Consider the following 18,459-nt stretch of genomic DNA (forward strand, 5'->3'; position numbering starts at 1 on the left):
CGCCTGCTACAAAATGCTAGGCAACTGTAATTTCGCAGAATTTTACAACCGGCGCATATTCGTTGAAGTTTGAAATAATTTAAATAAGATTTAAGACGCACCTTGAAAACTAGGTGCGCTTTTCAATTTCTGCGGGTTTTATAGCCGATTGCAATTTTTCAAATGCTGCTTTATCACCTTCATGAGCTGCTGAGATAATGCTAAAAAGATTGTTTAATTTTTCAACAGCCTCATCGGATAATGGCTTTAGGTTTTCATTGCCTTCGCGGTTCAGGATGGAAGAAACTTTATCTTCATATTTTTTCAGGAAGCCATTTTTATCTTCTACCGTAAAATCCACTTCCTTCAAGAGTTCAAAAAGAGATGTAATTGGATGCTGTGCGGAAGATAAATCATCGGGGGTTTCTCCTTGTTCGCGCGCAAAATGTTGGTATTGCTGTTCCGCTACGGCACGCTGGCCAATGTAACGCTGTGATAGTAGTTCTTCTGGAGAAAGAGTATCTAAATATTCAACATACTTTTCGAAGAACATTTTCATGTCTGGCGGGTCCTGACGTGCATATTTCATAAATGCATTCATTTCTCTCTCGGTTAATGCATTTTGAATGGCGGTAAGTTCTTTTTCCGAAAGCGATTTATCATTGAGCTTGCTAGCCAAATTCTCCGGGTATCCTTTCAAACTGTTCATGGTGCTTTCATACACCTCCCTTCCATGTTCCTTAAGGAATTGGTCTACTGTTGCGGACGCTTTATATTTTTCCAGTGCACTAATCGCTTCATTAGATAAATTGACGATGGCAGTGGGGGATTCACTCGACGATGTTTCAGGTGTTTTTTCATCCACTATTGTTGAAACAGTTTTTCTTGTGCTCATATCACTTGAATACGCATTATACAATGCTGTAGTAGATACGCTGATCATGTCGATTTCCTCTTACAGGATACGCTCACTATTAATATTGCTGTAAGCGGCGACTTCTTGCCGTTTGTTCGGCAATGCCTGTCTTAATTCTCAGTTTATGGCGCAATAGTTTTAATTGAGCGTCTTGTAAATCATTTTTTAATGAAAGGTGGTGGGTATAACGCAATAAGGGTGCCAGAGTTTTTTTGCGGGGGAAAATCAATCCGTTTAAGAATTTTTAACCTTCGGGAAACAGGCCTGTGTTCTTGAGCCATTTTCCCTCATTTTGTTGTTAATGGAATTGGTCGATATTTTTTTACGCCGGCATTATTTCAATTTAATTTTCGTGTCAGAAATTGGGACAACCTGTAGGGAAGCAAGCGCAACAGCTTCAAAAAAAGCGTGAAGCGCTTGGGAAAATGAATTTCAAAACCTTGCGCGAGCAAGCCATCCGCTATTTCGGTGGCGGCTTGTTCCGGTTCAATCATCGCTGGCATTTTGAAATTATTTTTATCGGTCAGCGCTGTGCGTACGAAGCCGGGGCTGATCAATTTGATATCGATTGAGCTCTTGCATTCAGCGTGCAAACTTTCGGCAAGGTTAATAATCGCGGCTTTGGTTGCGCTATAGGGTTGACCGTTAGGCAGGCCAATATAACCTGCGACACTGCCACACAATGCCAGTTGTCCGCGTGGTTGTTGGGCTTTCAGGATAGGTAAAACTGCGTGTACTACATTGAATGCGCCGGTCAAATTAATATCGACAATACCTTTGGTTGCCACTATATCAAGCGCATCGGTTTTCATCGGTGCGTAAGCGGCCGCTAAAAAAATAATGCGATCAATACGCCCAAATGCAGCGCGAATTGCCTGCGCGGTGCGCAGTGTTGTTTCAGCGTTCGCCGTGTCCAGTATAAACACGCTATGGCGTTCACCCAGTTCATCATTTAATTTTTCAAGTTCATCCTTGCGTCGCGCGGACAGCGCAAGAATGGCGCCGCGCGCGGAAAGCTCCCGTGCTAATGCGTAGCCAATTCCGCTGCTGGCACCGATAATCCAGACGATCTGGTCTTGATAGGGACGGTTCATTGTTGCTTCTGCATAAAAATAGTCAGTTCAGAAACGGTGATGCCAAATTTTTTCAAGTATGAGCGATTGATCAATACCCCGTCATTCATTAACCACATCCAATCGTCAAAGCGAATGTGATAAGTCGTGTCTTTCACCGGGAGGTCCATTACGTAATTCCAGCGCACCGCACTGCCTTCGGCTTTGCCAGTGGCTTTGTCGATAATATCCGCTGCGGTTCCCTCGAAAGTGCCGTCGGGTAACTTTTTAATCGTCCACACGCGTTGTTGTTTTTCACCGTCGTAATAATCGAAATGCTCAGTCAGCGTGCCAACATCACCATTCCATTCGCCCACAAGGTCGATATCGAACCGGCGCACTACGCGACCGCGCCAATCCTGCACAATCCCCCAGGCTTTGATGGGGCCATTAAAATATTCCTTAATGTCGGCGCGCGGTGTGGTGTCTTTGTAATAATCAATATTATTGGCGGCGCAACTGCTAAGCATGATGAGAGCTCCTATTGTGGCCATGATTTTGAAAATTTGCATTGTTGCCTCCTGAACCTGATCGAATAAAAAAAGCATACAGCAACGCGGCTGCAACCAATTTCAACACACAGGGAACCAGCGCGTAAGCGGCGGACAGTGTTGCAAGCGCCGCCTGTGAGTTAACGGACTGTGGTTTAAAACCGGCTACATCAAGAACCGGAAGCGCGATAGCGGAGGCCAATGCCAGGCTGGCTTTGCTGATAAATGCCAGAAACGCGTAATGCGATGCTGAACAGGCACGGTTAGCGCGCGCATGGATATGATCAGCCAGAATGGATGGCGGCAGCGTTAAATCCGCACCGAGTGCAAGGCCGGAAACTATACACACTATCGCATACGGCCACACATCGCCGGCCGTCAAAAAAAACGCACAAATAAAGCCGGCTACAGCGAGAATATTGGCGCAACACCACGCCTTGTATTTTCCGTGCCGCACACTGATTTTTTTCCACAATGGCATAGCGGCAGCGCCGGAAAGAAAATAGAGCAGTAAAAATAAACCGGTCAGTTTTTCCGCACCGATAAGATCGCGCACATAAAAAATAACCAGGATCGCTGGAATACTCGACGCTAACATACTCACACCGTACACAACAAAAAGTCGCCAGCTTTCCGTTGGCAGCGCGCGTATTGCTGCTAGCGGTGATAAGTGTGTGTTATTAGTCGCAGTTGTTGCAGAACGTAAAGCCAGTTTTGAAAAACAGATAATGCCGGCAAGCATCAATAGAAAAAGGATTCCCGCATACCCGCGATAAACTTCATCGGTAGTCATCCATTGTGAAAGCAACGTCGGCACCGACACCGCGATAACCAGCCCGATAATTCCAAACGCTTCGCGCGCGCCGGCAATTCGTGTTTGTGCATTAGCATCCGTAGTCCATAAGGTAGCTTGCGCACCGAGCACAATGATCAACACGCTGTAAGCGCTCACCGCAAACACCATACAGAGTGAAAACCAGATTGCAGGCGAGAAAAAAAGGCTGTTAAAAAGCCCGAAAACCGAAAGGCATAATATCGCTCCGGCGATGGACAGCAATAGCAGGAAATGATTTTGCAGTTTATCGGTGAACCAGCCGATTAACGGGTCTTGTATTGCATCGAATGCTCGAATTAAAAGCAGCAATGTGCCAAGTAATGTGAGTGAGAGTCCGTAGCGCGTTGCAAAAAAATCCGGCGCTAACACGTACAGGGGAAAGCCGGCAAAAGCGACAGGCAAGGCGATAAAGCCATATTGTAATAGCGATTTGCCCGTGATTGCCGGCGTGTTCATTTCAGCCCCAGCAGTGCGCGGCGCAATGCGGGTTCAGACGTTTTTTCCGCGAGCCAGATGCCAAAAAAAGATTTACCGAAATCATCACCTTTGATAACACCAATAAATGTTGCGTCATCGTAAAACGTAGTTTGTTTACCGGGAATGTATACCGCAGTTAAAACCGTACCTTTTTTGACGTCGGGGAAAATGGCTTTCATTTGTGCATGCCAGGCGGCCAGTGTGACTTCGTCGGTAAAACCTTGCTGGCGTATTTCCTGTACTGACCGGTCGGCAATATCTTTGCCTTTTATTACGCGAAAATATTCGATAGACAATGCAAATGATTTGCCCGGGTCCCACACACCATCGGGTGCAAAGAGCGTCGCTTCGTAAACATCCCAGAATGCATAGGATAAAACACCGCGCCCCACCACTGCTGCATCCGGTATGGATGTTTGTACCGTTTCAGCCGGAACTGCATGTTCGCCAGCGGCAAACGCATTTATTGCGTGCAGGAAAAAAATGCTTTGGAATGTCAGGCCCAGAAACACCATATTCAAAAACGGTATGTCCAGCACCGCCATGTACCTAGACCGCATGTTGAAGTCCCCACTGCATGACATCAGTGCGTCCGTGCCGGAAAGAGGCAATGCAGCAGGTCAGGTAAAAACGCCACATGCGAATAAATTTCGTATCAAACCCCATGGCTTTTACCTCGTTGATTCGCGCATCAAAATTATCGAGCCAATGGCTAAGCGTGAGCGCATAATCCTGGCCGAAGGCAAACTCATCCGTTACGCGCAGCCCCGCTTTGGCACTTTCTTCGCGGAATCGCGCTGGCGATGGCAGCATACCGCCGGGGAAAATAAATGTGCGAATTGCATCACCACTGGTACGGTAGCGTTCAAAATTATCGTCGGCAATGGTGATGCTTTGCAGCATCACTTTACCGTTAGCAGCAAGCAGTGATTTTAATTTGGCGAAATAAACCGGCCAGAATTTTTCGCCGACTGCTTCGAACATTTCAATCGAGACAATCTGGTCATACGCACCGGTTTGGCGGCGGTAATCTTCAAGCGCGATAACGGCATTGTTGCCAACACGTTGTGCCGCAAATTGATGTTGCGCGGCCGAGATGGTCAGGGCCTTGATGCCATAATCACCGCGTTGCAGTGCGCGCTCTGCAAACCCGCCCCAGCCGCAACCGATTTCCAGCAGGCTGCCGGATGGATTGAGCCGGTCAATCATCCGGTCATATTTCCGTGTTTGTGCCGCCTGCAGCGATTCCTTGTCATTATCAAAAATTGCGGCGGAATAGGTCATGGAGGGATCGAGCCAGAGCGAATAGAAATCATTGCCCAGATCATAGTGGGCATGGATATTTTTTTTGCTGCCGCGTTCGGTGTTGCGCGTAAAAAGATACGCGATACGCGCGGCGAACCGGCCCAAGGCATTGCCGCAAATATAATTGTCGAGCGCCGCCTGGTTTTGCAGCCCGAACAAAAATAACTGTGTTGGATCAGTGGAATCCCACCAGCCATCGCGATAGGCTTCTGCCAGCGCGATATCGCCGTGACGGATCAGCGCTGCGATTAAACGCCAATCATGAATATCAAATTCCGCATTGGCGCCGGGTTGGTTACCGTTAAATATATGTGTTTGACCATCGGGTGTGGTGACGCGGATAGTGCCGGATTCAATGCGCTCCATTGCGCTGAGAAAACGGTTGGTAATGTGACGATCAAACATGTTAGTAACCTCGTAAAAACTTATTGGTGGCAGCGTTTTTTCGCTCGCCTTTTTCGTTGTCATATCTTGTTAAGGTTTCGGGTTGCGGTGGTACGTTGTGCAAGTTGCACAGGTTTGGTGATAAAACGAATACCGCGCAGTAACAGTTTTAACGCTTGCCAATGAATTAATGAAATGGCTTTCATCGCGACCAATGGATGCCGCCAGAACGCGCGCTGTAACGTTTGTGATGTCAGTGGTGCGAGTGTGCCGGTCAACGAAGTGACCAATTGTTTTTGCTGGTCAGCATCGTAGTAATCGATCCAGATGCCCAGAGTGTCCGCAGTGAAATCAAAACGAAATTTATAATTGCCATGCCGGTTAAGAAAGGGCGACACATGAAACACCTTTTCCGCTTCGAGCCATTGATCGGCGGTAATCGGCGCGTGGTCCGGGTTCGCGCACAGATAATTATGTTGCTCGCCAAAGGTGTTGTGGACCTCGCACAACACCGCTCTTAATGCGTGGCTTTCATCCATACAAAAATAAAAACTGACGGGATTGAAAACATAACCGAGCACGCGCGGCATGGTGACGAGGGTGATGTGTTGCGTTTTATGGTCCAGGCCGTATTCCGCCAGGATGTTCCTGACCCAGGGGGTTGGATCGCTGCCATCGCGCGGGCCAACATCCTCCCGGTGAAAACTTGCAAAGCGTCCCGGAACCGGCGCAGCGGGCAATGGCAACACCAGGTAATAAATGCCGTAATGGAAAGCGTTGGCTTTGGGAAACAGCCGTTTGTGCACGACTTGCGCGGTATAGAGTTGCGCTGTGGTCACCATGGCGGCAAAACCCCCATGCGTTCCGCCAGGGCTACGGCGCTGCCAAGGCCATCTTCATGAAAACCGTAGCGCTGGTAGGCGCCGCAAAACCACAGGCGGTTATGCCCTTGTATCCCTTCAATGCGCGCCTGGTTTTCAATTGCTGCGGCGTCAAACACCGGATGCTCAAACATCACATCATCGTGGATAAGTTCAGCCGCCGGTTCGTGGCCGGGGTTCAGCGTCACTATTAATGGTTGGTCGGTCGCCAGTGGCTGGAGATTATTCATCCAATAGCTGAGCGACACACAGGGATTGTTATCGGCCTTGCTTTCGGAAAGGTAAACCCAACTCGACCAGGCATTGCGCCGCTTGGGCATAAAACTGGTATCGCTGTGCAACACGGCGCGGTTGGGTTGATAGGTAAACGCGGAAAGAATTTTTTGTTCCTGGATGCTTGGATTGGCAATCATGGCGAGTGCCTGGTCGGCGTGACAGGCAAAGATCACCTCATCAAAATATTGCATTCCTGCATACGAGTCTTCCACCAACACACTGTCGTCGTTGCGTATCACATTGGTAACCGCGCGGCCCAAATGAATGCGACCTTTAAACGGCTCTGTCAGCCGGCGCACATATTCGCGGCTACCGCCAACCACCGTGTGCCATTGGGGATGGTCGTTGATAGTGAGCAAGCCATGGTTTTCAAAAAAACGAATAAAGGTCCGCGCTGGAAATTTAAGCATATCGGCAAGCGGCATACTCCAGATCGCACCACCCATCGCCAATAAAAAATAATTCCGGAACCAGGGGCGCATGCCCAGATCGTCCAGGCAATCGCCCAGGGTGAACGAAGGATCTTTGTGAAGGTATAAATGCGCCGATTTATTAAAGCGTAAAATGTCGGCGATCATGCCGAGGAAATCCGGGCGTAACAAATTTCTTTTTTGCGCAAATATATTGGCGGGTTTGCGTGTGCCGTATTCAAGCCAGCCGTTGTTGATGCTCGCACCGAATGACATATCGCTGTCAGCGATAGGAACTTGCAAATGCGCCAGCAAGCGGGTGAGCAGGGGATAATTGCGTTTGTTAAACACGATAAACCCGGTATCCACCGGCACAACGCCGTCTTTGGTATTTACCTCCACAGTCCGGCTGTGGCCGCCGATATAGCCGTTTTTTTCGTAGACGGTAATGTCATGGTGGGGATGCAGCAGTGATGCTGCCCCAAGGCCGGATATACCGGTGCCGATTATGGCTATTTTTTTTCGACCTATCTGTGTCAAAGGTATGTCCTCGTTAGAGCCACTTACAATAGTAGAGGGCCTGGTATTGACACAAACTTACTCTTTTCTAAATTTTTGGTAAGGTTAGAAAGTATCGGGGAAGGTTTAAGGTTGTTGGCCAGGTTAAAACTTTATTGGTAAGCCTGGAAGGTTATGCGAACCCGCAAGCCCGGAGCCGCGTTCTCAAGGGTAATATGCGCCTGGTGTTGCTCGGCCACGGCGCGCACCAGGCTCAGGCCCAGCCCGTTGCCCGGCGTACTGCGGCTGGCATCGCCCCGGTAAAAATGTTTGAACACTTTTTCTTTTTCGTCGTCCGCGATTCCCGGCCCCTGGTCGCCAACCAATGTCACCACGTGATTCTTTTCAACGCATGTGTACAACACAATCACCGAATGCGACGGCGAAAATTTAATGGCGTTGTCGACGAGGTTGGCAAACAGCTGGAACAGCAAATCGCCATCGCCTTTAATCATTAAATTGGCGGCGAGTTTTATATCGAAGCGAATCTCTTTTTCCTCAGCGACCGGCTCATAAAGCTCAGCGATGTCATGAACAATTTTGCTCAAATTCACGTCGCGCATTTGCTGGCCGCGCTTGCCTTTTTCGATATTGGCAATGCGCAGCAATGCATGGAATACACCGAGGATGTGGTCGACATTCGCAAGCACCATGTCGATGTGTTCGTCATCGACGCGCTGGTTTTTCAACGCTTCAATATCGCTGCGCAAACCGCTTAATGGCGTGCGTAAATCGTGGGCGATATTGTTGCTGATTTCGCGCGCACCATTCATCAGGTCTTCGATTTTTGCGAGAAAACTGTTTAGCACCAGCGATAAATTACTCAAATCGTCCCAGCGGCTATCAATCGCGAGGCGTTGGGATAAATCACCCGTTTTAACAATATGTTCTGCGGTCGCCGCGATACGGTTAATTCTGCTCACCACAAAATGGCTGATTCCAAAACTTACCAGCACCACAATTAACATCAACGCCATAATGAGCCAGCTCAAATGTTTGAGCTGCTCATAACTCGCAATCAGTTCCTGCACATTGCGCGCAACCATAATGCGCGCGCCGTTATCGAATGTGTGGATTTTTGCAGCAAATGCCTGGTTGCCGTGGAATGTTTCAAGGTCAAAACCCAAAACGCCTTCAGTAATCTTCTGGATGGTAGCGGGCATGGGGTCAATGGAGCCGCCCAGCAATTTTCCCGCTGCATCTTCATAGCGGAAGCGCACGATCTGATCATCCTTGGCCCGGCGTTGAATGTAGGGCAGCAACTCGCCCTCAACATTCGCCATGCCCGACACCATGCTGATTTCAATATCAATTGCGGCTTCGGTTTCGCGCAGGAAATCGCGTTTGCCCAAATCAATCAGGAAATAACCCAGGATGGCAGCAGACACGGCAAGCAACACTGTGAACAACAATGCCATCTTAAAACTGGAGCTTTGGATATAACGCCTAGAAACTGTCATCAACAATGTATCCTGCACCGCGCACGGTTTTGATTAACGTATTTCCGGTGTCGCCCAATTTTTTGCGCAAGCGGCTTATGTGCACGTCGATCACACTGGTCTGCGGATCAAAATGATAATCCCACACGCTTTCCAGCAACATAGTGCGCGTGACCAGCTGGCCTTTGAATTTTACGAGGTATTCCAGCAAACGGAATTCACGCGGTTGAAGATCAATGATTTTGCCGTTACAACGCACTTTGTGTGCGAGTAAATCTATTTCCAGATTGCCGGCTTTGAGTGTGGTTGATTGCGCGGATAATGGCAAAGATGCGCGTTTGCCCAGCGCTTCGACCCGCGCCAGGAGTTCAACAAACGCGAAAGGTTTAACGAGATAATCATCGCCACCAGCGCGCAAACCGGTCACTCTGTCATCTACGTCACCAAGCGAGCTTAATATCAAAACGCCGGCCAAATTGCCGCTACCGCGCAATGTTTTAATAATGGAAAGACCGTCGAGCAACGGCAACATACGATCAATAATCAGCACATCATATTTTTCATGCAACGCGCGATGAAGGCCGATTTCCCCATCCTCAGCCAGATCAACAACATGCCCGGCTTCCTTTAAACCTTTTCCGACGTAGGTACGGATTTTTGGATCGTCTTCAATAATCAGGATTTTCATGGATTATCTTTTGTGTGTTTGAAATGGTGGAGTTCACCGATATGCCATGCAATGTATCAAAGGGGCTATTCATCGCGCTAGTGAAAACCAGCGTTATAGTTGCAAGCTGGTGTGGCGCACACATGCAATTGATTTAAATTTCGTCTAAGTGTTTTTAAAGTGTTGAGACGAAATTTAATGAGTCGTTCCAATTTGATTTCTTGCGGGGGGATTTTCGAATACATCCGATGTATTTGAATTGTTCATGATAGGACTTTTGTGTGTTTTAAGTTAACGGCTTCCAGTTAGTGGCTGGAAGCCGGGTGTTAACTGGAGCACATGCAGGGCTCCGGGCATATTCCCCTTGCGGGTTTCACAAAAAAGCTGACGATTGTTAAGATTTAAAACGACGGCGAGTCATCATCCCGAGCAAACCTAAACCTAACAATATCAAGCCGCTTGATTCTGGAACATTAACCGGCTCCCTGGCTGTACGGACTAAAAGGCTTCCTCTACTTACGCCACTGCTAATACTAAGCGTTGCAATATTCGAAGCCTGCATGCTTAGACCGTAGCCCTTGTGTAGCCAGCCAGTCTTTTCGGAGTTATTACTAGAGGAATGATAATCCGCGACTTGCACTAGACCGTAGCAGGTAAAATCATACCGGCCGTTGCACTCATACTGATTTCCAAAAAAGAATTGAGAAAAGTCATGATTCTTGTAACCGCCAGGGAACGTGTAAGTTTTATCAATACGCCCGTTGCCGAAGCCACTGTCATACGCCAAGCCTTCAAACGCATTTATAAACCAGCTTGCACCGTCATGATTGCTGCTTTGCCAGCCTCCTAGCTCTCCCGTCCAGACACCACCCCATAATGAGCTCAATAGCGTTGTAGTTTCGGCGCGAGTTGCATAACGCCAGTCACCCGCATTCCAGGTATTGCCAAATCGGTCAGTAAAACCATCTTCGATATCGGCGCGGCTGAAGCCAACGGTATGATCCAGGGAAAGCCATTCCAAACCTTGCAAGGCTACTTGTTTTCCACCTGAGGTTACCTGGTCGCCAGAGATAATTACTGCATGGGCATTTACGCCCATCAATGCACCAACTCCCAAAATGAGACTTTTAAATTGTTTCAGCATCGAATAAATCCTTGTTGTAATTAGAAAAATAAATTTTAAAAAATGAAAAGCGCGACATTCTAAATCCACATATACAACATGACAATCCTTTTTGTTGTACGAAAAACCCCCTGCATCCCCTGGATATTGGACTTGACGAACGATTTAAGGCCGACGCTGAAAAAGCCTCAGTATTACCATAAAAACTGGCCGATCACGATCAGAATAATCGGCATGGACGAGGTAATTAATAAAAGCTTCCCGCAATGTCTGACGCAGCAGTGTGTCGTCTTGACTAATATTTTGATGCGCGTGATGCATATGAACCAATGATCAAATTTTAAAGGTCACTAAATGAATATTTTGTTTAATAATGGCAGCTTTATCACCTTTATTTGAACCCGATTTGATCATATGGATATGTCCGTCAGTGTCAACGTTATTTGCGCCTCCATCCCGTAGTGCCTGGTGTAAATCCTCTTTAGGTATTTTATGATTTACATTACTGCTGATGACGAAAAAATTAATAACGCCTTGAACCCCAAGGAGCTTGGCTGCGTTGAAAACAGCGGTACAAACCCCGCGATACAATTTTTTATTTGCCAATACCAGAGCCTGTAAGTTCATTTCTGATTCATGCTCTGTATTAAGGTTTTTTACATACACATCTCCAATAATATCTGAAGCTTTAACCTTGTGATGAGGCATGCCGATTTTTACGGCGGTAAAAATATCCTCTGGTTTGGTGGCGTCCACGCCAAAAACCCATAAATCACCTTCTATGATTGCTGCATCTTTAGTAATAGCACCAATTGCCTCTCGGTAAGGTGAAACAGGTATTTGACTTTAATTTTCCATACGGAGAGGGAATCTAAAGTGGTGCGTAAAACGAAATCGCGCTTTTGCCTCGAATTGTGCAGAATCAAGGTGCAGTCAACTTTATAGGCTGGCATACATTCGGCTAATGACAAAGCTCCTTTTAGCATTATTTATCTCCCTTTATAGATTCGTACGCTTCTGACGATATCGCATTTGCTAATGCAACAGGTTTTTTTTCATTGATGCCAAGAACACATTGCCTAATATCTGCAATCTCATCTGCAGACCCCTCAATATTTTCAGGGTCAAATTGCTCTGCATTAATCTCATTAATATTTAACGAAATATGGTCAGAGTGGAGATATTCTTGCAGTAACGTTTTAGCGCTTTTCTCTGTATCCGCAAGTACAACGCCTGTAGCGTAAATAGCATCCGAGCCATCCATATTCACACTGGAGGAAACTCCCATTGCCGCTTTAAATTTTATTAGCCAAATCATATCCACATCCCTAATAGAACCAAAAAACAAAAAAGTATCATACCCAATGGTTAAACAATATGTCTGAGACATAGTGCATTCGGCGAAAGATAATCATGCATCAATCCCCTTTTTTGCAAGGGGGATTGTTTAGAAATTGATGAATCAAACCCTATCCATCAACCGCTTTAATCGCACATCAATTGCATCGGCTTTATCAACCACTAATTGTGCAAAACGTTCGATGCCTTCGGTGCTATCCGCATCGAGGTCATCAACAAAACGATGAATAATTACACTCGTGGATTTACAATAAAACGCACAATGATGTTGGAATTCTCGATAGGAATCGTACAGCTGAACTATTTACCATTTGAGGCTTGGGGAGGGATTTTCGGATACGTCCGGTGTATTTGGATTGTTCATGATTAGACTCTCACGTATTTAAGTTAACGGCTTCCAGTTAGTAGCTGGAAGCCGGGTGTCAACTAGAGCCACGTGAGCGCTCCGGGCATATTCCCCTTGCGGGTTTTCTATTACGCCTCTCCACCCGGCCAAATGGCGGGCGCCACTTTCCCTACGAATATCGAAATCGCAAAAAAAGCTGACGGTTGCGGGGACCGTCACGTGTTCTAGTGGGGTGAACTTTAATGGGGTGGGGGAGGGTTGTCAAACGAGTTGGCTGAGTTAAAAGCAGGACAAAAAGTGATCGTACTGTAATGCTCTGATATTTGCGTAAGCTTGCAAAACTACTAATATCGATTTTTATAATGATCGTTATTCAATAGCAGGCACTGCCATGAATCGAGATTTGCCATTAGTAATGGAAAATAAATAGATGGCCACAATTATCCCTAATATTAATTCCAGCTCTACCAAAATGACCCCCGGTGAACGCCGATTCGGACAACGTTTGGAAAAATTCCTGGAAGATGATTATCTCTGCTGGTTTGATGTGCCTGTAGGTGCAGCCCGACGTTATCCGGATTTTATTATTTTGCATCCTGGGCGTGGATTGTTATTTTTGGAGGTAAAGGATTGGAAGTTATCCACTATTAAATCCATGACTCTCCAATCATTTACATTGCTGACTTCCAGCGGTTCCTTTAATAAATCGAATCCCATTGAACAAGCGCGCCAGTGCGCTTATCAAGTTGTAAATAAATTAAAACGCGATAATGCATTGGTCCAGGCTGATGGAAAACATCAAGGCAATCTGGTTTGCCCCTACGGTTACGGTGTAGTTTTTACCAATATTTCACGTAAACAATTACTAACTGCGCTGGGGGAAGATGGTGAATCGATTCTGCCTGCGCATTTGGTGATTTGTCAGGATGAAATGATGGAGAAAACGGATGCGGAAGAATTCCAGCAGCGTTTATGGAATATGTTTAGCTTTCAGTTTTCGCAAAAATTGAGTTTGCCGCAAATTGATCGTATCCGTGCGCATCTATTTCCCGAAATTCGAATTGGTTCGGTGAACGAAGATTTGTTTGCTTCACCAGTAGATGGCGATGATAAACCGGTTGATGTACCGGATATTGTTAAAGTTATGGATATGCAGCAAGAACAATTGGCTCGCAGCTTTGGAGAGGGACACCGTGTAGTACATGGCGTAGCTGGTTCTGGAAAAACATTAATTTTAGGATTTCGCTGTTGGTATTTGGCTCAAACTCAATCCAAACCTATTCTGGTGCTTTGTTACAACATTTCGTTAGCGGCAAAATTACGTGCATTTATGCGCGAAAAAGGCATTGAACAACAAGTGCAGGTTTATCACTTTCACGATTGGTGTGGGCAGCAACTGCGTAGCTACCATGTGAATTTAATAGACGGTAAAGAGCCAGTATGGGAGCGGCAGGTATTAAGTGTAATAAAAGGTGTAGAACAGGAACACATTCCGCGTGCGCAATATGGTGCTGTGTTAATTGACGAAGGTCATGATTTTGAAGCTGAATGGTTAAAATTAATCGTAGGTATGATCGATCCGGAAACCAATGCTTTGCTGTTACTGTACGATGATGCGCAAGCCATCTATAAGAAAAAATCAAATCTGAATTTTACATTATCCAGTGTAGGGATTCAGGCGCGTGGCCGCACCAGCATCCTCAAATTAAATTACCGAAACACCCGCGAAATTCTACATTTTGCTTTTGACTTTGCTAAAGAATATTTACAAGAAAAAGATGCAGATGAAGATTCAGTACCGCTTATAAAACCACAAATGGGCGGGAAATCCGGTCAGGTTCCAGCGTTTCGTCTTTTATCAAACCGGGCTCAGGAATTATCATTCATTCGCACTTGTTTGAAAAAGTGGCATGACGATGGTGTTGCATGGTCCGATATGGCAGTCATTTATTGCCATCATAATTTTGGTGAAGCGCTTATGCATGAACTCAACCAACACACCGTTCCGAATGTATGGATGGGCGATTCCAAAAATCGCCGCAACTATGATCCTCTGGAAAATAAAGTCTTATTGGTAACTCGCCAAAGCAGTAAAGGGCTTGAATTTCCCCGCGTGATAGTCGCGGGGCTTGGAGTTCTGAAAGATGATGAGGAAGCTATGCCTGAAGAAGCGCGCTTACTGTATGTTGCCATGACACGTGCGCAGCAATTTTTGTTATTAACTTCATCGGTTAATAATCATTATGCGCAAAAATTGGTTGGGAGTGGTTGACAGTATCAACCAATTTTCCTTTTTAAAGGATCGTTTAATTAAAATATAGGTGATTATATGTGTTTCGTAAGGGTATGGATCTAATATCCATACCAACTTCGAATTTTTTAGAAATTTTCTAATTATTTCCCGACGTCTATTGAGCTTGACCATCTCAAATATTTTATTTTCTCGCTCATCCATTATCTCGTCCGCCCCTCTTAAAATTAATCTAACAGTTTTTCTGAATCATTTTGGCTGCATATCTATACTTAATTATTTATAGCAACAGATAGTTTTTTACCGCTTTTTCAATTTTAGAAAATTCATCTGTGGATACAGTCTAACTGCAAAGCTTACGATTACTGACAAGATCGATAGACATCGCATTTTTAACAATTATTAATGCAGCCGACACGCCTTCTCTCTGCTCACATTTCCAGCCGCCGCTTACCGAACCGGACGTGCAAATTTCCCGCATTTGGCACTCGGACAAAATATCGCGTTTTCACCCGCAACCCAATTGCGTTAAACGCACGAACCCAAAATGCCCTTAGAGATGGGACCGAGGAAAATGGCTTACCTCGACCCTCTAACTTTATATTTATGTCGCAGCCACATGTGCAACCGCATGGCGATATAGCTATCAATTGCACGATAAGCCTGTGCAACATTCTTTTCGAAAATTGCTCGGCGCTCACTCACGTTACAGTCTGCATACTCGCGTTGTCACCGTATTTTGTGGCACGCCTCAACGAAGGCTTCAACTATTTCGTTGCCTCCACAATTGCTCCCCTTGCTTTCGTCTGGAACGATAGGCAAGTAGGTTTTTCATCCGTGGGGGAAAGCACCGCCTTATCACGGTACACGCCAAAATCGGGTGCCAGTTTATGCAAATACAAGTAAATAGCCATGCCCAAGAACAGTTGTTATTCGCTGGAATTAAATGAATGGAAAGTGGGTGAATCTGAAGGCGGAAGATTATTGCCGTATCCCGGCAAGCATCTACCGCTTGGTATACGTCATGCACTACTAGCACGACGTAATTTGTTGAACCTATTCATTATTTTTTTATAGGCATAAGCTCTGCAATGTAGATAAGGAGATAAACTTAAGGAGATTTAAAATGTCAGTAATTTCTAGCATTGGCAGCTTATTAAGTAATTCAATAAACAACCCAGTTAAACCTTCAACAACAACCAATGTTAACTCAGCGTCGACCACAGGTATCTCATTAACATCCAATATCAATGAATCCGATGAAGCCGCTAGTGGCATTGAAAAAATTTTTGAACAAGTCGAACAAGATCCTCTATTCGCCAAAGAAATGGTCGAAATATATACCTTTATTCCCGATAGAGAGATATATGACGCTAATGATGTGCCCTCTGATATTGAGGCATGGAGGGCCTTTCAGGATCGGACCAATCAATTCAGTCAAATAGCAGAAGATGTAACTGAACAACGGATTGAGATTTATAAAAAAATGAAGGCCGAAAATATTCCTGATGCAGAAATTTTCAAATCATTAATGGAATTCAACAAATCCCTTCCTATGGATTATCAGCTGAAGACTGGATTAAGCAGATATAGTATTTATGTTTGATTTCATCAAAAGTGGCCGCAACTATTGTCTATGTTGCGGCCACAGCGATGTTAATTAGTTATAATTAACAATCACTTGGTCCGACATTCCGTATGCGACCGGGAAAATTGAACCCGAACCTGATACACGGAACACATAAATAAACTTCTTGTTAGCATCCAGACCGTTGAAGTTAGACACCGAACCATTTTTGGACGATGTCACGTTCACACAAGTCGCGGTAGTATCGTGACATAGACTCACAGTGAGACCTGAAGGCAGCGTGGATAGGTTCCAGGAGTAATTCACAGAGGTTATTACAGAGCCTGCCGGAACTGGACCCAGCACTGGAATAGTCAATGCGTAGTTAGTGGATTTATTTGTGAGCATCGGTCCCACTCCACTGTTAATCCAAGCACCACTCAAAAGTGCAGCAATAGGACTAGCAGCTTCGACTTGATATGAATTATCTTCAGGGATAATTGATATTGAAGTTGTTTGCGCAAATACAGGGTAAATCGCAGAAACCAACCCCAAGGTTAAATATACTTTTAAACGCTTTAAGTAATTCCATATTTTTGTTCCTTTGAGTTTAAGTTACGCCTAATCCGTTAATTCCAAAAAATAGGCAACTGAAAACTAATATAGCAGGTCACATAGAAGACGTCACACCACGATTACAAAATCTGGCCATCAAATCCCGTGACTTCCATTAGTGTAATAAATACGTATGTTTAAACATTGGTATCGTTATAAATTAAATGTATTGAAAATAATACTAAAAAACATTTTTCGTGTTCGTTTGGGTGCTGAAGCAGGATGAGTTAAACATGCTTCTGTCAACTAGTGAAGCATTCTGCAGTTCGCCAGCTCTTTTCTCACATATAAGTACATATTTTTTAAAGTAAGGCATGAGCGATTCAAAATGTAATGTTGCGTAATTTACAAGTTTCACTTTATGGGGTATGGATTCGAGAATATCAACTAATTGCTGGCGTTTCGTAGGGGGGCTAGTCAAATTTCTGGTTTTCAAAAGGTTGATATTAAATTGATTGATGTGAGTCGTTTACGTAGCATCTCTTTGAGGTTTGGTTCGTGAGGCATCACTTAGTTAATGGAATTTAAAGAGGTCATGCTACTGAAACTTTAATTGGAAAATCTTTAGAAATTGATTTAATCTGACGCCGATTTTTTAAGTGCTATGTCGCGATTCCCTCTAAACAAGGAGTGTTGAATGTTTTCCTCTTTGCTTCCTTCAATTTGGATGCGTGTATTGAGTGTTTTGTATAAAGATACATGTGCCTGTTGCATAGCGCTATGTGCTGTATTATTGGCATTAGCTTCTCGCGATACCTACTCACAAGTCTACCCAGCACCAAGCATGACATACCCAGCGAGCGGCTCTACAGTGCTCCAATCAGGTCAAAATCCATGTTTCAGTTGGACGCCAGTCAATGAGAACTCCAGTGCAGCATCTGTTCAATCAGTCACAACGACATTTATATATGATGATCTGGGTAGAGTGAAAACAGCAACTTATCCAAATTCTATAAAAAATACCTACTACTATGATGCCGCAGACAATAGGGCGAAAAAAGAGGCAGCATCCAATTAAACTTTTATTGGTTTTTACATTATGAAATCTAAAACTTTTTTATGTTGCATGCGTGTTGTGGTTCGTATGACCTTGGGTGTATGCCTATCTATTGTTTCACTTTCGCTACTTGCCCAAACTGCGCAAGTAGCCAATCCTATTGGTAATAGTCAATCGATTGCTCCGCAGTTTTCTGCAGTTACCTCTAGTTTGGTTACCAATGGAGTAACCTATAGCGTCGCTATCTCAGAATATCCCCGAGGCGGTACAAGCAATCAGTATCAAAATTTTTGGATGAAAAGCGGGCTAGCCGCAAACGATCTTATGCCGTCCAATAATAATCGCTTAATTTGGAATTCTGAATGGACACAAAAAATTCGCAGTGGCGGTTATGACGGCGTAGTCACATCTAGCTCTTTGGACTTCCCAGACTTTACTAGACACCCGAAAGCCTCATAATCTAACTTCAAG

18 protein-coding genes are annotated in these 18,459 nt (G+C 45.1%); 4 read left to right on the top strand and 14 right to left on the bottom strand.

Translation table 11 applies throughout. From position 1 onward, the window contains the following. Positions 1 to 109 precede the first annotated feature (109 nt). The 13 genes from A596_RS21180 to A596_RS21245 all read right to left on the bottom strand — a co-directional run bounded on the left by A596_RS21180 (position 110) and on the right by A596_RS21245 (position 12,243). Complete coding sequence (locus A596_RS21180; protein ID WP_039918677.1) at positions 110 to 922, bottom strand: hypothetical protein; 813 nt, start codon at positions 920 to 922, stop codon at positions 110 to 112. A 311-nt stretch (positions 923 to 1,233) separates the two neighbouring features. Continuing rightward, positions 1,234 to 1,989, bottom strand: coding sequence for an SDR family NAD(P)-dependent oxidoreductase (locus tag A596_RS21185; RefSeq protein ID WP_039918679.1), 756 nt, complete (start codon positions 1,987 to 1,989; stop codon positions 1,234 to 1,236). Next, positions 1,986 to 2,477, bottom strand: coding sequence for a DUF3833 domain-containing protein (locus A596_RS21190; RefSeq protein WP_052417770.1), 492 nt, complete (start codon positions 2,475 to 2,477; stop codon positions 1,986 to 1,988). The genes A596_RS21185 and A596_RS21190 overlap by 4 nt, the downstream gene beginning before the upstream one ends. Continuing rightward, positions 2,470 to 3,789, bottom strand: coding sequence for an MFS transporter (locus tag A596_RS21195; protein WP_052417771.1), 1,320 nt, complete (start codon positions 3,787 to 3,789; stop codon positions 2,470 to 2,472). The genes A596_RS21190 and A596_RS21195 overlap by 8 nt, the downstream gene beginning before the upstream one ends. Then, positions 3,786 to 4,370: a chalcone isomerase family protein gene (locus A596_RS21200; protein WP_160280199.1), complete on the bottom strand. Its 585-nt coding sequence runs from the start codon at positions 4,368 to 4,370 to the stop codon at positions 3,786 to 3,788. The genes A596_RS21195 and A596_RS21200 overlap by 4 nt, the downstream gene beginning before the upstream one ends. Beyond that, positions 4,360 to 5,520, bottom strand: coding sequence for an SAM-dependent methyltransferase (locus A596_RS21205; protein ID WP_039918680.1), 1,161 nt, complete (start codon positions 5,518 to 5,520; stop codon positions 4,360 to 4,362). The genes A596_RS21200 and A596_RS21205 overlap by 11 nt, the downstream gene beginning before the upstream one ends. Before the next feature lie 59 nt (positions 5,521 to 5,579). Next, positions 5,580 to 6,341, bottom strand: coding sequence for a DUF1365 domain-containing protein (locus A596_RS21210; protein ID WP_039918681.1), 762 nt, complete (start codon positions 6,339 to 6,341; stop codon positions 5,580 to 5,582). Next, positions 6,335 to 7,606 (bottom strand): NAD(P)/FAD-dependent oxidoreductase, encoded by a 1,272-nt coding sequence (locus A596_RS21215; RefSeq protein WP_084128769.1) that lies wholly within the window; start codon positions 7,604 to 7,606, stop codon positions 6,335 to 6,337. The genes A596_RS21210 and A596_RS21215 overlap by 7 nt, the downstream gene beginning before the upstream one ends. A 131-nt stretch (positions 7,607 to 7,737) precedes the next feature. Then, positions 7,738 to 9,084, bottom strand: a complete 1,347-nt coding sequence (locus A596_RS21220) for a sensor histidine kinase (protein WP_052417773.1) — start codon at positions 9,082 to 9,084, stop codon at positions 7,738 to 7,740. Continuing rightward, positions 9,071 to 9,751, bottom strand: coding sequence for a response regulator transcription factor (locus tag A596_RS21225; protein ID WP_039918682.1), 681 nt, complete (start codon positions 9,749 to 9,751; stop codon positions 9,071 to 9,073). The genes A596_RS21220 and A596_RS21225 overlap by 14 nt, the downstream gene beginning before the upstream one ends. A gap of 373 nt (positions 9,752 to 10,124) precedes the next feature. Continuing rightward, entirely contained in the window at positions 10,125 to 10,874 is a 750-nt protein-coding gene (locus tag A596_RS21230) for a PEP-CTERM sorting domain-containing protein (RefSeq protein ID WP_039918683.1), read from the bottom strand. A 312-nt stretch (positions 10,875 to 11,186) separates the two neighbouring features. Beyond that, complete coding sequence (locus A596_RS22420) at positions 11,187 to 11,609, bottom strand: hypothetical protein (RefSeq protein WP_052417774.1); 423 nt, start codon at positions 11,607 to 11,609, stop codon at positions 11,187 to 11,189. 229 nt (positions 11,610 to 11,838) lie between these two features. Then, entirely contained in the window at positions 11,839 to 12,243 is a 405-nt protein-coding gene (locus A596_RS21245; protein WP_039918685.1) for a hypothetical protein, read from the bottom strand. 745 nt (positions 12,244 to 12,988) lie between these two features. Between A596_RS21245 and A596_RS21250 the strand changes: the two genes are divergently transcribed. Both A596_RS21250 and A596_RS21255 read left to right on the top strand, forming a co-directional pair. Further along, entirely contained in the window at positions 12,989 to 14,830 is a 1,842-nt protein-coding gene (locus A596_RS21250; protein WP_039918686.1) for a 3'-5' exonuclease, read from the top strand. A gap of 1,105 nt (positions 14,831 to 15,935) precedes the next feature. Continuing rightward, positions 15,936 to 16,415: a hypothetical protein gene (locus tag A596_RS21255; protein ID WP_039918687.1), complete on the top strand. Its 480-nt coding sequence runs from the start codon at positions 15,936 to 15,938 to the stop codon at positions 16,413 to 16,415. A gap of 54 nt (positions 16,416 to 16,469) precedes the next feature. On the opposite strand, the gene A596_RS23915 is transcribed toward A596_RS21255, so the two are convergent. Continuing rightward, positions 16,470 to 16,784, bottom strand: a complete 315-nt coding sequence (locus A596_RS23915) for a flagellar protein FlhE (protein WP_412130341.1) — start codon at positions 16,782 to 16,784, stop codon at positions 16,470 to 16,472. Between the two features lie 844 nt (positions 16,785 to 17,628). Between A596_RS23915 and A596_RS23025 the strand changes: the two genes are divergently transcribed. Continuing rightward, the gene (locus tag A596_RS23025) at positions 17,629 to 18,009 is read left to right on the top strand and encodes an RHS repeat domain-containing protein (protein ID WP_152600259.1); all 381 of its coding nucleotides are present in this window, start codon (positions 17,629 to 17,631) and stop codon (positions 18,007 to 18,009) included. 21 nt (positions 18,010 to 18,030) lie between these two features. Further along, a complete protein-coding gene (locus A596_RS23030) occupies positions 18,031 to 18,447 on the top strand; it encodes a hypothetical protein (RefSeq protein WP_152600260.1) in 417 nt (138 codons plus the stop codon). Positions 18,448 to 18,459: the final 12 nt, after the last annotated feature.

It is taken from the genome of Cellvibrio mixtus subsp. mixtus J3-8 (assembly GCF_000766945.1).
Classification (GTDB): domain Bacteria; phylum Pseudomonadota; class Gammaproteobacteria; order Pseudomonadales; family Cellvibrionaceae; genus Cellvibrio; species Cellvibrio mixtus_A.